A 15,175-nucleotide genomic window follows, 5' to 3' on the forward strand; every position below is an offset into this window, starting at 1 on the left:
AACGGGGTGCTAATAAACATACGCAATATCATTCACGTTGCATCAAGGCAGCAAGCGGGTGAATCCCCTGGAGCATAGATAACTATGTGACTGGGGTGAACGCGCGAAGCTAACGCAGATGCGGCTTGAAGGATGAAGCGTATGGGCTGAGAAAATACCCGTCGAACCTGATCCGGATAACGCCGGCGAAGGGATTTGAGGCTCACTCAAAATCCTTTGCCACCCCTTTTTTCTGAGGTGCAAAGTGTTGAAAAAATTACTCCCGCTGCTGGCGCTGGTCGCCATGCCCGCTCTGGCTAAGCCTGTCCTCACCGTCTATACCTATGACTCCTTCTCTGCCGACTGGGGCCCCGGCCCGGCGGTCAAAAAAGCCTTTGAAGCGGACTGCGGCTGCGAACTGAAGTTCGTCGCCCTGGAAGATGGCGTTTCGCTACTGAATCGCCTGCGCATGGAAGGCAAGAACAGCAAGGCCGACATCGTGCTTGGCCTGGATAACAACCTGCTGGAAGCCGCGGCGCAGAGTAAACTGTTCGCCAAAAGCCACGTACCTGCCAGCGCGGTCAGCGTGCCGGGCGGCTGGGATAATGACACCTTTGTCCCCTACGATTACGGCTATTTCGCCTTCGTCTATGACAAAAACAAACTGGCTAACCCGCCGAAAAGCCTGAAAGAGCTGGTTGAGAGCCCGCAGAAATGGCGCGTCATCTACGAAGATCCCCGCACCAGTACCCCGGGGCTGGGCCTGCTGCTGTGGATGCAAAAGGTCTATGGCGATAAAGCACCCGAGGCCTGGCAGAAGCTGGCGGCGAAAACGGTCACCGTCACCAAGGGCTGGAGTGAAGCCTACGGTCTGTTCCTGAAAGGGGAAAGCGACCTGGTCTTAAGCTACACCACCTCGCCGGCTTACCACATTATTGAAGAGAAGAAAGACAACTATGCGGCGGCGAGCTTCGCCGAAGGCCATTATCTGCAGGTCGAAGTTGCCGCGCGTACCGCCGCCAGCAAGCAGCCGGAACTGGCGGAGAAGTTCCTCAAATTTATGGTCTCGCCTGGCTTCCAGAACGCCATCCCCACCGGGAACTGGATGTATCCGGTGACTCAGGTCGCGCTGCCGGCCGGGTTTGATACCCTGGTGAAGCCGCAGACCACCCTGGCGTTTACCCCGCAGCAGGTCGCCAGCGAGCGTCAGACCTGGATTAATGCATGGCAACGCGCCGTCAGCCGCTAAACCTTCGCGGGCTATTGCCGGGCCTTTTTGCCGCCACCCTGCTCTGCGCCGTCGCGCTGGCGGCGTTTCTGGCGCTGTGGTTTAGCGCCCCCGGCGCGGGCTGGCAATCGGTCTTCAGCGATAGCTACCTGTGGCACGTGGTGCGCTTCTCCTTCTGGCAGGCGTCGCTGTCAGCGCTGTTCTCGGTGGTGCCGGCGATCTTTCTCGCCCGCGCCCTTTACCGGCGTCGCTTCCCGGGCCGCACACTGCTGCTGCGCCTGTGCGCGATGACCCTAATCCTGCCGGTGCTGGTGGCGGTGTTCGGCATCCTCAGCGTCTATGGCCGCCAGGGGTGGATCGCCGCGCTGTTCCACGCGCTCGGCTGGCAGTGGGATTTCTCGCCCTACGGTCTGCAGGGCATCCTGCTGGCGCACGTCTTTTTCAATATGCCGATGGCCACCCGCCTGCTGCTGCAGGCGCTGGAGAGTATCCCTGGTGAACAGCGGCAAATTGCCGCCCAGCTTGGCATGCGCGGCTATGCCTTCTTCCGCCTCGTCGAATGGCCGTGGATGCGCCGGCACATTCCCGCCGTCGCTGCGCTGATTTTTATGCTCTGCTTCGCCAGCTTCGCCACCGTGCTGTCGCTGGGCGGCGGCCCGAAGGCCACCACGATTGAGCTGGCTATCTACCAGGCGCTGAGCTTTGACTACGATCCGGCGCGAGCGGCAATGCTGGCGCTGATCCAGATGCTTTGCTGCCTCGCGCTGGTACTGCTCAGCCAGCGTCTGAGTAAAGCGGTGGCTATCGGCGTCAGCCATGTCCGCGGCTGGCGCGACCCTGACGATCGTCTGCACAGCCGCCTGAGCGACGGACTCTTGATCGGCGCCGCCCTGCTGCTGCTGCTCCCGCCTCTGCTGGCGGTCATCGTCGACGGGATCAACCGCAACATGCTGAACGTGCTGGCGCAGCCGGCGCTCTGGCAGGCATTGAGTACCTCTCTGCGCATCGCCATCGCCGCCGGGCTGTTGAGCGTAACCCTGACGATGATGCTGCTGTGGAGCAGCCGGGAGCTGCGCGCCCGCCAGCGGCCGCTGGCCGGGCAGGCGATGGAGCTGAGCGGCATGTTAATCCTTGCCATGCCGGGGATTGTGCTGGCCACTGGCTTTTTTCTGCTGCTCAGTAACAGCGTCGGACTGCCGGAGTCCGCCGACGGCATCGTCATCTTCACCAATGCCCTGATGGCGATCCCCTACGCGCTTAAAGTGCTGGAAAACCCGATGCGCGACGTGACCGCTCGCTACAGTATGCTGTGCCAGTCGCTGGGTATTGAAGGCTTCACGCGGCTGCGGGTGGTTGAGCTTCGCGCCCTCCGGCGCCCGCTGGCCCAGGCGCTCGCCTTTGCCTGCGTGCTGTCGATTGGTGACTTCGGCGTGGTGGCCCTGTTCGGCAACGAGGCGTTCCGCACCCTGCCTTTCTATCTCTACCAGCAGATAGGCGCCTACCGCAGCCAGGACGGCGCCGTCACCGCCCTGCTCCTGCTGCTGCTCTGTTTCTTATTATTTACGCTGATTGAAAAACTTCCGGGGCGTGATGCTAAAACTCAATGATGTGACCTGGCTGTACCAGCATCTGCCGATGCGTTTTACCCTTGACGTCGCGCGCGGCGAGCGCATCGCGGTGCTCGGCCCCAGCGGCGCCGGAAAGAGCACCCTGCTGAATCTGATCGCCGGTTTTCTACCGCCCGCCAGCGGCAGCCTGCGGATCAATGGCGAGGCGCATAACGCGACGCCGCCGGCGCAGCGTCCGGTCTCGATGCTGTTCCAGGAGAATAACCTGTTTAACCATCTCACGGTTCGGCAGAATATCAGCCTCGGGATCCACCCGGGCCTGAAACTGAGCCGCGAGCAGCAGGCGCAGGTGGCGGCAATGGCCGGACAGATGGGAATTGATGCGCTGCTGGAACGCCTGCCGGGCGAGCTTTCCGGCGGTCAGCGGCAGCGCGCGGCGCTGGCCCGCTGTCTGGTGCGCCAGCAGCCGGTGCTGTTACTGGATGAACCCTTCTCAGCGCTTGACCCGGCGCTGCGTCAGGAAATGCTGTCCCTGGTCGCCGATGTCTGCGAGCAGCAGCAGCTCACTCTGCTGATGGTCTCCCACAGCGTGGAAGATGCCGCGCGCATCGCGCCGCGCTCGATAGTGGTCGCCGAAGGGCGGATTGTCTGGGATGGCGCCACCGCCGAGCTGTTAAGCGGCAACAGCAGCGCCTCACATCTGATGGGCATCAGCGCGCAATAACCTTGTGCAGGATCGCCAGATAGACCGGCATCAGCGGATGGCGGCAGACCAGAGTCAGCGCCGTCGCGGCGACCACCACCATCAGCGGTGACAGCCACAGTAGTCGGCCGCGCGGCAGCCAGCGGGTCAGGCGATCGCCTGAGGTTTTCGCGCTCCGCCACAGCCGCCAGCACAGCCACCCTGCCAGCCAGGCCAGCAGCGCCGCCCCCAACAGCAGCCATTTAAAGCTGGCGCTGTTTTCATCGGCCGGAATATCAATCGCCGCCCCGGCGAGAATGCCGGGCAGGAAATAGAGCGGCGGCCAGAGCAGGCAGCCGATAATATTCGGTAGCACAAACTTCGCCACCGGCAGATCGAGCATCCCGGCGACCATCGGCACCAGCGGTCGCGTCGGCCCAACAAAGCGGCCGATCAGAATGGTGATCATGCTGTGCTGATGCAACGCATGCTCGGTCTTCTCCAACAGGGCACGGTTTTTCTTCATAAACGACCAGCGGTGCAGCGGCTTTTTAAAGCGCCAGCCGAGCCAGAATGAGATCCAGTCGCCCAGCAGACAGCCGACAATCCCCGCCAGCCACGCCTGCCAGAAGTTAACCTCACCGCTGCCGATAAGCGCCCCAAGGCCGGCCATCATCACCGTTCCGGGTAAGATAAGCCCCACCAGCGCCAGCGACTCGAGAAAGGCCACCAGCATCACGGCTAACAACGAGTAGACCGTGGATTGGGTGATAAAGTGTTCCAGCAATGCTTGCATAATGTACCCGGTTAAAAAACGAAGCCCGGATTCTCCGGAGCCATCGCGCCCTCGTCAAGCCACCAATTGTCTTAATAGTTTACTGGCTGTGATATTTAAGCGGGTCATCATTTCACTTTCTTTACTTTTTATTCACATCCTGCACGGAATTCGCTCGGGCTGGCGCCGGTGCATTTTTTAAATACGCGCGAAAAATAGAGCTGATCTTCAAAGCCAACGTTGCGCCCGACGGTGGCGATCGGCATCCGTGTCGTGCTCAGCAGCAGTTTGGCCTGGCTGATGCGCTGATCTTCCCGCCAGCCGAGCACGCTGATCCCCAACTGCTGGCGGAACAGGTGCGACAGACGCGAGGGCGACAGGCAGACGTGCTGGGCGACGCTGGCAATATCAAAATGGCTGTCCGCCAGATGGTCGCTGATGTACTGGCAGGCGTCGCGCACCCGGTTATCCAGCGGCGGATGCAGCGATTCGTTGATCGCCTCCATGCGCCGCAGCAGCAGCTGTTCCAGCAGATTTATCGCCAGCAGTTCGGAATAGCGCCCCGCCCCCTGCCCGGCATCGACGATCTGGCCGAACAGTTCGCCAAAGCGCGCCTGCCACTGTTCATCCGGACGGAAAAAGCCGGTCTGGGCGAAGATCGTCGGCCAGTTGAGCCACTCGTGCCAGTAGGCGCGTGGCCGGAAGTAGACCCACTGGTGATACCACTCGCTGGCGTCGGGATGGCGGCCGTAGTGATGGATTTCCCCTGGCGGGAACAGCAGCATATCACCCGGCCGGCAGACGAACTGCTCGCCGTGGTTGTTGATAACACCCTCGCCGCGGATCGTCAGGTTGAGAATATAGCCTTTCATGCCCAGCGGGCGGTCGATAAAGAAATCCAGGTATCCCTGCGCCTCAATCGGCGTGAGGCCGGTGACCAGATGAGCGTTAAAAGAGTAGCCCGGCAGCAGCGGATCGTTTTGCGTTTCGGCCATACGCGTGGTTCTCCCCGAAGGTATTAGTGACACCAATTGTCCATATTCATCATTTTATCGCTCTCGGCCCTGTCGCGACTGCGACGGCGGTGGGAATTTCGCTAAAAAGCCGCACGGTAAGCGAAAAATCGCCAGCAGCGTGCATTCCACCGTGATATACCGGGTAACAAAAGTGTCTATAAATACGGCAGGAAAGTCCACATCGAATATTTGCACGGCGTCACACTTTGCGAGGTGACAGCAAAATAATCCATAAGATTAGCGAATCCGGCCTGACGGATTTTGCCGGGGATATCTACTGTTGCTGCATGAATGATTTCTGCATGGAGTAACAAGATGGCAATTGCGATTGGCCTCGACTTTGGTAGTGACTCAGTCCGCGCCCTGGCGGTGGAATGTGCGTCCGGCGCAGAGCTGGCGGCAAGCGTAGAGTGGTATCCGCGCTGGCGGGAAGGACAGTATTGCGATGGGGCTAACAACCGGTTCCGCCACCACCCGCGAGATTACATCGAGTCCATGGAAGCGGCGCTGAAAAGCGTGCTCGCTTCGCTGAGCGCCGAACAGCGCGCCGACGTCGTGGGCATTGGCGTCGACAGCACCGGCTCAACCCCGGCTCCCGTTGATGCCGAGGGCAACGTGCTGGCGCTGCGCGAAGAATTCGCTGACAACCCTAACGCCATGTTTGTCCTGTGGAAGGATCACACCGCGGTCGAGGAAGCCGAGGCGATCACCCGCCTGTGTCACCAGCCGGGCAAAGAGGATTACTCGCGCTATATCGGCGGTATCTACTCCAGCGAATGGTTCTGGGCCAAAATCCTTCACGTCACCCGCGAAGATAGCGCCGTCGCCCAGGCTGCCGCCTCGTGGGTAGAGCTTTGCGACTGGGTACCCGCCCTGCTCTCCGGCACCACCCGTCCGCAGGATCTGCGCCGCGGCCGCTGCAGCGCCGGACATAAATCGCTGTGGCACGAAAGCTGGGGCGGTCTGCCGCCGGCCAGCTTCTTCGATGAGCTTGATCCCATCATTAACCAGCATCTGGCCTGGCCGCTGTTCACCGATACCTGGACGGCCGATGTGCCGGTCGGCACGCTGAGCGCAGAGTGGGCCCAGCGTCTGGGTCTGTCGCAGACCGTGGCCATCTCCGGCGGCGCCTTCGACTGCCATATGGGCGCCGTTGGCGCCGGGGCGCAACCTAACGCGCTGGTGAAAGTCATCGGCACCTCCACCTGCGACATCCTGATTGCCGATAAAGAGAGCGTCGGCGAGCGCACGGTAAAAGGCATCTGCGGGCAGGTTGACGGCAGCGTGGTTCCGCACTTTATCGGCATGGAGGCAGGCCAGTCCGCCTTCGGCGATATTTACGCCTGGTTTGGCCGCATTCTCGGCTGGCCGCTGGAACAACTGGCTCAGCAGCAGCCGGCGTTGCGCGAGCAAATCAAAGCCAGCCAAAAACAGTTACTGCCGGCGCTCACCGAAGCCTGGGCCAATAATCCGTCCCTCGATCACCTGCCGGTGGTGCTCGACTGGTTCAACGGCCGCCGCACGCCGAATGCCAACCAGCGTCTGAAAGGGGTGATCACCGATCTTAACCTGGCGACCGACGCGCCGGCGCTGTTCGGTGGCCTCATCGCCGCCACCGCCTTTGGCGCCCGCGCCATTATGGAGTGCTTCACCGAGCAGGGGATCCCGGTTAACAACGTGATGGCCCTCGGCGGTATCGCACGGAAAAACCAGGTCATCATGCAGGCCTGCTGCGATGTGCTGAACCGCCCGCTGCAGATTGTCGCCTCCGATCAGTGCTGTGCGCTGGGGGCGGCTATCTTCGCCGCCGTCGCCGCCGGCGTCTATGACGATATTCCCGCCGCCCAGCAGCGGATGGCAAGCCAGGTGGAAACCACCCTGCAGCCACGCCCGGCGCAGGCGCAACGTTTCGAACAACTCTATCAGCGCTACCAGCAGTGGTCGGTCAGCGCTGAACAACACTATCTCCCTTCGGCTGCAAAGGCGGAAAAAGCCCCGCAATCTCAGGCAGCGCTCACCCATTAAGGATACGAAAATGACGATTTTTGATAACTATGAAGTATGGTTCGTTATTGGCAGCCAACATCTGTACGGCCCGGAAGCCCTGCGCCAGGTGACGAAGCATGCCGAACATGTGGTGAACAGCCTGAATGCGGAAGCCAAACTGCCGTGCAAACTGGTCCTTAAGCCGCTGGGCACCACTCCGGACGAGATCACCCATATCTGCCGCGACGCCAACTACGATGACAAATGCGCCGGGTTAGTGGTCTGGTTGCATACCTTCTCGCCGGCAAAAATGTGGATCAACGGCCTGACCATCCTCAACAAGCCGCTGCTGCAGTTCCATACGCAATACAATGCCGCGCTGCCGTGGGACAGCATCGATATGGACTTTATGAACCTGAACCAGACCGCGCACGGCGGCCGCGAGTTCGGTTTCATCGGCGCCCGTATGCGCCAGCAACACAGCGTGGTCACCGGCCACTGGCAGGATAAAGAAGCCCACCAGCGCATCGGCGGCTGGATGCGCCAGGCGGTCTCCAAACAGGATACTCGCCATCTGAAAGTGTGCCGTTTCGGCGATAACATGCGCGAAGTGGCAGTGACCGACGGCGATAAAGTCGCGGCGCAGATCAAGTTTGGCTTCTCAGTGAACACCTGGGCGGTCGGCGATCTGGTGCAGGTGGTCAACAGCATCAGCGACGGCGATATCAGCGCGCTGGTCGATGAATATGAAAGCAGCTACCGTCTGACCCCGGCAGCGCAGGTTCACGGCGAGAAGCGCCAGAACGTGCTGGACGCCGCGCGCATTGAGCTGGGGATGAAACGCTTTCTCGAGCAGGGCGGGTTCCACGCCTTTACCACCACCTTTGAAGATCTCCACGGCCTGAAACAGCTTCCGGGTCTCGCCGTGCAGCGCCTGATGCAGCAGGGCTACGGCTTTGCCGGTGAAGGCGACTGGAAAACCGCCGCTCTGCTTCGCATCATGAAGGTGATGTCAACCGGTCTGCAGGGCGGCACCTCCTTTATGGAGGATTACACCTACCACTTCGACAACGGCAACGACCTGGTGCTCGGTTCGCATATGCTGGAAGTGTGCCCGACGATCGCTACCGCTGAGAAACCGATCCTCGACGTCCAGCCGCTGGGTATCGGCGGCAAAGCGGATCCGGCACGTTTGATCTTCAATACCCAGACCGGCCCGGCGATTGTCGCCAGCCTGATCGATCTGGGAGATCGCTTCCGTCTGCTGGTCAACACCATTGAAACCGTCCCGACGCCGCACGATCTGCCGAAGCTGCCGGTGGCCAACGCTCTGTGGAAAGCGCAGCCGGATCTGCGTACCGCTTCGGAAGCCTGGATCATCGCCGGTGGCGCGCACCATACCGTCTTCAGCCATGCGCTGAACCTCGACGATATGCGCCAGTTCGCCGAGCTGCACAATATCGAGCTGACGGTCATCGACAACGATACCCGTCTGCCGTCCTTCAAGGACGCGCTGCGCTGGAATGAAGTGTATTACGGTTCAAAACGCTAAGAGGCCGTCCCCTCACCCTTTCCCTCTCCCCGTTGGGGAGAGGATACCGTCAGGGCGCCATGCCGCCTTTTTCCCTCTCCCGCCGGGAGAGGGTCGGGGTGAGGGATACCCGACTCGCCTGCTATTCGGAGCACACTATGTTAGAAGATCTTAAACGCCAGGTTCTGGAAGCCAACTTAGCGCTGCCGCAGCATAATCTGGTGACCTTAACCTGGGGCAACGTCAGCGCCGTCGACCGCGGCCAGGGCGTACTGGTTATCAAACCCTCCGGCGTGGATTACCGCGTGATGACCGCCGACGATATGGTGGTGGTCAGTCTGGAGACTGGCGAGGTGGTGGAAGGCAACAAGAAGCCCTCGTCGGATACCCCTACTCATCGCCTGCTGTATCAGGCCTTCCCGACGCTGGGCGGTATTGTGCATACCCATTCGCGCCACGCCACCATCTGGGCGCAGGCCGGGCAATCCATTCCAGCGACCGGCACCACCCACGCTGACTATTTCTATGGCCCGGTTCCCTGCACCCGGTTGATGACCGATGCGGAGATCAACGGCGAATATGAGAGGGAAACCGGCAACGTGATTGTCGAAACTTTCCGTCAGCAGGGAATCGACCCGGCGCAGATGCCCGGCGTGCTGGTGCATTCCCACGGCCCGTTTGCCTGGGGTAAGAATGCCGAAGACGCGGTGCATAACGCCATCGTGCTGGAAGAGATCGCCTATATGGGCATCTTCTGTCGCCAGCTGGCGCCGCAGCTGCCGGATATGCAGCAGACGCTGCTCGATAAGCACTATCTGCGTAAGCACGGGGCCAAAGCCTACTACGGCCAATAATCACCCTGCTCGCCACCTTAGCGCCGAATACCTGTATAAAACCCCAGCATCCATCATGAAACCAGGCTATAATCAGGCCTGGTTTTTTATCGGCGAGAATACCCGTGACCCAGCCACGAGCAGGTTTTCTACTCACCCGTCACTGGCGGGACACCCCGCAGGGCAGCGAGCTCTCCTTCTGGCTGGCCACCGACGACGGCCCGCTGCAGGTCACGCTGCCGCCGCAGGAGTCCGTTGCCTTTATCCCCGAAGCGCAGCAGGCGCAGGCTGAACAGCTGCTGCAGGGGGAGAAAGGCTTCCGCTTCGCTCCACTGACCCTGAGAGATTTCCACCGGCAGCCGGTTGTCGGCCTTTACTGTCGCGCCCATCGTCAATTGATGCGTCTGGAGAAGATGCTCCGCGACAGCGGCGTCACCGTCTACGAGGGTGACATCCGTCCGCCGGAGCGCTACCTGATGGAGCGCTTTATCACCGCCCCGGTGTGGGTAGAAGGCGAAACGCGCGGCTCACAGCTGGTCAACGCGCGCATGAAACCGAACCCTGACTATCGCCCGCCGCTGAAATGGGTGTCGCTGGATATCGAAACCAGCCGCCACGGCGAGCTGTACTGCATCGGTCTGGAAGGCTGCGGCCAGCGGGTGGTCTACATGCTGGGCCCCGAACCGGAAACGCCGCCAGACGTCGACTTCGAGCTGGTCTTCATCGCCAGCCGTCCCCTGCTGCTGGAAAAGCTCAACGCCTGGTTTGCCGAACACGACCCTGACGTGCTGATCGGCTGGAACGTGGTGCAGTTCGATCTGCGGGTCCTGCAAAAGCACGCCGAGCGCTATCGTATCCCGCTGCGTCTCGGCCGCGGCAACAGCGAGCTGGAGTGGCGTGAGCACGGTTTTAAGAACGGCGTCTTTTTCGCCCAGGCCAACGGGCGGCTAATTATCGACGGCATCGACGCGCTAAAATCCGCGTTCTGGAACTTCTCCTCCTTTTCACTGGAGGCCGTGGCCCGCGAACTGCTGGGTGAAGGTAAAGCCATTGACAACCCGTGGGATCGGATGGACGAGATCGATCGCCGCTTCCATGAAGACAAACCGGCGCTGGCGATCTATAACCTGCAGGATTGCGAGCTGGTCACGCGGATCTTCCACAAAACGGAGATCATGCCGTTTCTGCTCGAACGGGCGACGGTTAACGGTCTGCCCGCCGATCGCCACGGCGGATCGGTGGCCGCCTTCAGCCATCTCTATTTCCCACGCATGCACCGCCTGGGCTACGTGGCGCCGAACCTCGGCGACGTCCCCCCGCAGGCCAGCCCCGGCGGCTACGTGATGGACTCCCGCCCCGGTCTGTATGACTCGGTGCTGGTGCTGGACTATAAAAGCCTGTATCCGTCGATTATTCGTACCTTTCTAATCGATCCGGTCGGCCTGGTGGAAGGCCTGGCGCAGCCCGATGATCAGCACAGCATCGAGGGCTTCCTTGGCGCCCGCTTTTCGCGCGACAAACACTGCCTGCCCGGCATTGTCAGCCAGATCTGGCACGGCCGCGATGAAGCCAAACGCCAGCATAATAAGCCGCTCTCCCAGGCGCTGAAGATTATCATGAACGCCTTCTACGGCGTGCTGGGCACCAGCGCCTGCCGCTTCTTCGACCCGCGTCTCGCCTCGTCGATTACCATGCGCGGTCACGCGATCATGCGCCAGACCAAAGCGCTAATTGAAGCCAAAGGCTACGACGTTATCTACGGCGATACCGATTCCACCTTCGTCTGGCTGAAACGCCCGCACAGCGAAGCACAGGCAGCGGAGATCGGCCGCGAGCTGGTCAGCGACGTCAATGCCTGGTGGGCGCAGGAGCTTGGTAAAAGCCAGCTGACCAGCGCCCTGGAGCTGGAGTATGAAACCCACTTCTGCCGCTTTTTAATGCCGACGATCCGCGGCGCCGATACCGGCAGCAAGAAGCGCTATGCCGGGATGATTCAGGAGGGCGATGCCCAGCGCATGGTGTTCAAGGGGCTGGAGACGGTACGCACCGACTGGACGCCGCTAGCCCAGCAGTTTCAACAGGAGTTATACCTGCGCATCTTCCGCAACCAGCCGTATCAGGATTATGTGCGGGAGACTATCGCCAGGCTGATGAATGGCGAACTCGACGAGCAGCTGGTTTATCGCAAGCGCCTGCGCCGACCGCTGGCCGAGTATCAACGTAACGTGCCGCCGCACGTGCGCGCCGCGAGGCTGGCGGATGAACACAACGTGAAGCTTGGGCGGGCGCAGCAGTATCAGCAGCGCGGCACCATCAAATACGTCTGGACCACCAGCGGCCCGGAGCCGGTGGATTACCAGCAGTCGCCGCTCGATTACGATCACTATTTAACAAAGCAGTTGCAGCCGGTGGCGGAAGGGATCCTGCCCTTCGTCAACGATGACTTTGCTACAATAGTGACAGGACAGCTGGGGCTATTTTAATTTTTTCTTACTCATTCCGCAGGCACAAAAGCCGAAAAATGAAGGGTGCGGAGGAGGTGACGAACGTTCCTCCATCCAGTAATATAGCGCCCTTTCCATTCCTGGCCCCAATTTTGACGCATCTCCGATTATTCATGGAGATGATCAACTATTGCCTGCAATTAAAGAACAAAGAGCCGAACACATATGCCTTTTACACTTGGTCAACGCTGGATTAGCGACACAGAGAGCGAACTAGGATTAGGGACGGTGGTAGCGCTGGATGCGCGCATGGTCACTCTCCTTTTCCCCGCCATCGGCGAAAACCGTCTGTACTCTCGCAACGATTCCCCGATCACCCGCGTGATGTTTAACCCGGGCGACACCATTACCAGCCATGAAGGCTGGCAGCTCCACGTTGACAAAGTGAATGAAGAGAACGGGCTGCTGTCCTACACCGGCACTCGCCTGGACACCCAGGAAGCGAACGTGACTCTGCGTGAAGTGCTGCTCGACAGCAAACTGGTGTTCAGCAAGCCGCAGGACCGCCTGTTTGCCGGTCAAATTGACCGTATGGACCGCTTTGCCCTGCGCTACCGTGCGCGTAAGTTCCAGAGCGAGCAGTACCGCATGCCGTGGAGCGGCCTGCGCGGCCAGCGCACCAGCCTGATCCCGCATCAGCTGAACATCGCCCACGACGTGGGCCGTCGTCACGCGCCGCGCGTCCTGCTGGCCGATGAAGTGGGCTTAGGTAAAACCATCGAAGCCGGGATGATCCTCCACCAGCAGCTGCTCTCCGGCGCCGCCGAGCGCGTGCTGATTGTGGTCCCGGAAACCCTCCAGCACCAGTGGCTGGTGGAAATGCTGCGCCGTTTCAACCTGCGTTTCTCACTGTTCGACGACGAACGTTACGCCGAAGCGCAGCACGATGCCTACAACCCGTTCGAAACCGAACAGCTGGTGATCTGCTCTTTAGACTTCGTGCGCCGCAGCAAACAGCGCCTGGAGCATCTGTGCGACGCCGAATGGGACCTGATGGTGGTCGACGAAGCGCACCACCTGGTGTGGAGCGAAGAGGCGCCGAGCCGTGAATATCAGGCCATTGAACAGCTGGCCGAGCGCGTGCCGGGCATCCTGCTGCTGACCGCGACGCCGGAACAGTTGGGGATGGAGAGCCACTTTGCGCGCCTGCGTCTGCTGGATCCAAACCGCTTCCACGATTTTGCCCAGTTTGTTGAAGAACAACAAAACTACCGCCCGGTCGCCGATGCCGTCGCCCTGCTGCTGGCGGGCAACACGCTGAGCGATAGCGAACTCAATACCCTTGGCGATCTGATCGGCGAGCAGGATATCGAGCCGCTGCTGCAGGCTGCCAACAGCGACCGCGAAGACGCTCAGGCCGCGCGCCAGGAGCTGGTCTCGATGCTGATGGACCGCCACGGCACCAGCCGCGTGCTGTTCCGAAACACCCGTAACGGCGTGAAAGGCTTCCCGAAGCGCGAGCTGCACACCATTCGTCTGCCGCTGCCGACCCAGTACCAGACGGCCATCAAGGTCTCTGGCATCATGGGCGCCCGCAAAACCGCGGAAGAGCGCGCGCGCGACATGCTCTATCCGGAGCAGATCTATCAGGAATTTGAAGGCGATACCGGCACCTGGTGGAACTTCGACCCGCGCGTCGAGTGGCTGATGGGCTACCTGACCAGCCATCGCTCGCAGAAGGTCCTGGTGATTTGCGCCAAAGCCGCCACCGCGCTACAGCTGGAGCAGGTGCTGCGCGAGCGCGAAGGCATCCGCGCCGCGGTGTTCCATGAAGGGATGTCGATTATCGAACGCGACCGCGCCGCGGCGTGGTTTGCCGAAGAAGACACCGGCGCGCAGGTGTTGCTGTGCTCCGAAATCGGCTCCGAAGGACGTAACTTCCAGTTCGCCAGCAACCTGGTGATGTTCGACCTGCCGTTTAACCCGGATCTGCTGGAGCAGCGTATCGGCCGTCTCGACCGTATCGGTCAGGCGCACGATATCCAGATCCACGTTCCATACCTGGAAAAGACCGCGCAGTCGGTGCTGGTGCGCTGGTATCACGAAGGGCTCGATGCCTTCGAACATACCTGCCCGACCGGCCGCACCGTCTACGACAGCGTCCATGATGAACTGATCAACTATCTTGCGGCGCCAGAATCCACCGACGGCTTTGACGATCTGATCAAATCCTGCCGCCAACAGCATGACGCCCTGAAGGCGCAGCTGGAGCAGGGCCGCGACCGTCTGCTGGAGATCCACTCCAACGGCGGCGAGAAAGCGCAGGCGCTGGCGGAGAGCATCGAAGAGCAGGATGACGACACCAGTCTGATCGCCTTCTCGATGAACCTGTTCGATATCGTCGGCATCAACCAGGACGACCGCGGTGAAAACCTGATCGTCCTCACCCCGTCCGACCATATGCTGGTCCCGGATTTCCCGGGCCTGCCGGAAGACGGCTGCACCATCACCTTCGAGCGTGACGTGGCGCTGTCGCGTGAAGATGCGCAGTTCATCACCTGGGAACATCCGCTGATCCGCAACGGTCTGGATCTGATCCTCTCCGGCGATACCGGCAGCAGCACCATTTCCCTGCTGAAGAATAAGGCGCTGCCGGTCGGCACCCTGCTGCTGGAGCTGATCTACGTCGTCGAAGCGCAGGCGCCGAAGCAGCTGCAGCTTAACCGCTTCCTGCCGGCGACCCCGGTTCGCCTGCTGCTGGATAAAAACGGCAACAACCTCGCCGGCCAGGTGGAATTTGAAAGCTTCAACCGCCAGCTGAGCGCGGTCAACCGCCACACCGGCAGCAAACTGGTCAACGCGGTGCAGCAGGACGTTCACGCCATTCTGCAACAGGGCGAAGCGCAGATCGCCAAAGCGGCGCAGGGGCTGATCGACGCAGCGCGTAACGAAGCCGATGAAAAGCTGACGGCGGAACTGTCGCGTCTCGAAGCGCTGAAGGCGGTGAACCCGAACATCCGTGACGACGAACTGGCGGCCATCGAAAGCAATCGCCAGCAGGTGCTGGAGGCGTTAGGACAGGCCGGATGGCGTCTGGACGCGCTGCGTCTGATCGTCGTTACTCACCAGTAAC

10 protein-coding genes are annotated in these 15,175 nt (G+C 60.9%); 8 read left to right on the forward strand and 2 right to left on the reverse strand.

Going from position 1 to position 15,175, the window contains the following annotated elements; genetic code table 11:
• Window positions 1–244: 244 nt before the first annotated feature.
• The 3 genes from thiB to thiQ are packed head-to-tail and all read left to right on the forward strand — an operon-like array spanning window position 245 to window position 3,499.
• Window positions 245–1,228 (forward strand): thiamine ABC transporter substrate binding subunit, encoded by a 984-nt coding sequence (gene thiB / locus AS136_RS10405; protein ID WP_023322060.1) that lies wholly within the window; start codon window positions 245–247, stop codon window positions 1,226–1,228.
• Complete coding sequence (gene thiP / locus AS136_RS10410) at window positions 1,204–2,814, forward strand: thiamine/thiamine pyrophosphate ABC transporter permease ThiP (protein ID WP_023322059.1); 1,611 nt, start codon at window positions 1,204–1,206, stop codon at window positions 2,812–2,814. The genes thiB and thiP overlap by 25 nt, the downstream gene beginning before the upstream one ends.
• Entirely contained in the window at window positions 2,798–3,499 is a 702-nt protein-coding gene (gene thiQ, locus AS136_RS10415) for a thiamine ABC transporter ATP-binding protein ThiQ (RefSeq protein WP_023322058.1), read from the forward strand. Before thiP ends, thiQ begins: the two co-directional genes overlap by 17 nt.
• On the opposite strand, the gene AS136_RS10420 is transcribed toward thiQ, so the two are convergent.
• Entirely contained in the window at window positions 3,486–4,253 is a 768-nt protein-coding gene (locus AS136_RS10420) for a DedA family protein (RefSeq protein WP_008807458.1), read from the reverse strand. The two genes, thiQ and AS136_RS10420, sit on opposite strands and share 14 nt — an antisense overlap.
• A 128-nt stretch (window positions 4,254–4,381) precedes the next feature.
• Window positions 4,382–5,227, reverse strand: coding sequence for an arabinose operon transcriptional regulator AraC (araC, locus tag AS136_RS10425; RefSeq protein WP_004204301.1), 846 nt, complete (start codon window positions 5,225–5,227; stop codon window positions 4,382–4,384).
• A gap of 336 nt (window positions 5,228–5,563) precedes the next feature.
• Between araC and araB the strand changes: the two genes are divergently transcribed.
• The 5 genes from araB to rapA all read left to right on the forward strand — a co-directional run bounded on the left by araB (window position 5,564) and on the right by rapA (window position 15,174).
• On the forward strand, window positions 5,564–7,273 hold the full coding sequence (gene araB, locus AS136_RS10430) for a ribulokinase (RefSeq protein WP_012968947.1): 1,710 nt from the start codon (window positions 5,564–5,566) through the stop codon (window positions 7,271–7,273).
• Between the two features lie 10 nt (window positions 7,274–7,283).
• On the forward strand, window positions 7,284–8,786 hold the full coding sequence (gene araA / locus AS136_RS10435) for an L-arabinose isomerase (RefSeq protein ID WP_008807461.1): 1,503 nt from the start codon (window positions 7,284–7,286) through the stop codon (window positions 8,784–8,786).
• Window positions 8,787–8,923: 137 nt separating this feature from the next.
• Window positions 8,924–9,619 (forward strand): L-ribulose-5-phosphate 4-epimerase, encoded by a 696-nt coding sequence (gene araD, locus AS136_RS10440; RefSeq protein ID WP_023322057.1) that lies wholly within the window; start codon window positions 8,924–8,926, stop codon window positions 9,617–9,619.
• Between the two features lie 104 nt (window positions 9,620–9,723).
• Complete coding sequence (gene polB / locus AS136_RS10445) at window positions 9,724–12,081, forward strand: DNA polymerase II (protein WP_008807463.1); 2,358 nt, start codon at window positions 9,724–9,726, stop codon at window positions 12,079–12,081.
• 186 nt (window positions 12,082–12,267) lie between these two features.
• A complete protein-coding gene (rapA, locus tag AS136_RS10455) occupies window positions 12,268–15,174 on the forward strand; it encodes an RNA polymerase-associated protein RapA (protein WP_016160286.1) in 2,907 nt (968 codons plus the stop codon).
• Window position 15,175: the final 1 nt, after the last annotated feature.

This window comes from Klebsiella sp. D5A (assembly GCF_001620885.1).
Taxonomy (GTDB): Bacteria; Pseudomonadota; Gammaproteobacteria; order Enterobacterales; family Enterobacteriaceae; genus Klebsiella; species Klebsiella variicola.

Bases quoted from the DNA above. Each gene is read 5' to 3' on its own strand.
- araC (WP_004204301.1), bottom strand. From the start codon at position 5,227: ATGGCCGAAACGCAAAACGATCCGCTGCTGCCGGGCTACTCTTTTAAC.
- rapA (WP_016160286.1), top strand. From the start codon at position 12,268: ATGCCTTTTACACTTGGTCAACGCTGGATTAGCGACACAGAGAGCGAA.
- thiQ (WP_023322058.1), top strand. From the start codon at position 2,798: ATGCTAAAACTCAATGATGTGACCTGGCTGTACCAGCATCTGCCGATG.
- araA (WP_008807461.1), top strand. From the start codon at position 7,284: ATGACGATTTTTGATAACTATGAAGTATGGTTCGTTATTGGCAGCCAA.
- thiP (WP_023322059.1), top strand. From the start codon at position 1,204: ATGGCAACGCGCCGTCAGCCGCTAAACCTTCGCGGGCTATTGCCGGGC.
- AS136_RS10420 (WP_008807458.1), bottom strand. From the start codon at position 4,253: ATGCAAGCATTGCTGGAACACTTTATCACCCAATCCACGGTCTACTCG.
- araB (WP_012968947.1), top strand. From the start codon at position 5,564: ATGGCAATTGCGATTGGCCTCGACTTTGGTAGTGACTCAGTCCGCGCC.
- araD (WP_023322057.1), top strand. From the start codon at position 8,924: ATGTTAGAAGATCTTAAACGCCAGGTTCTGGAAGCCAACTTAGCGCTG.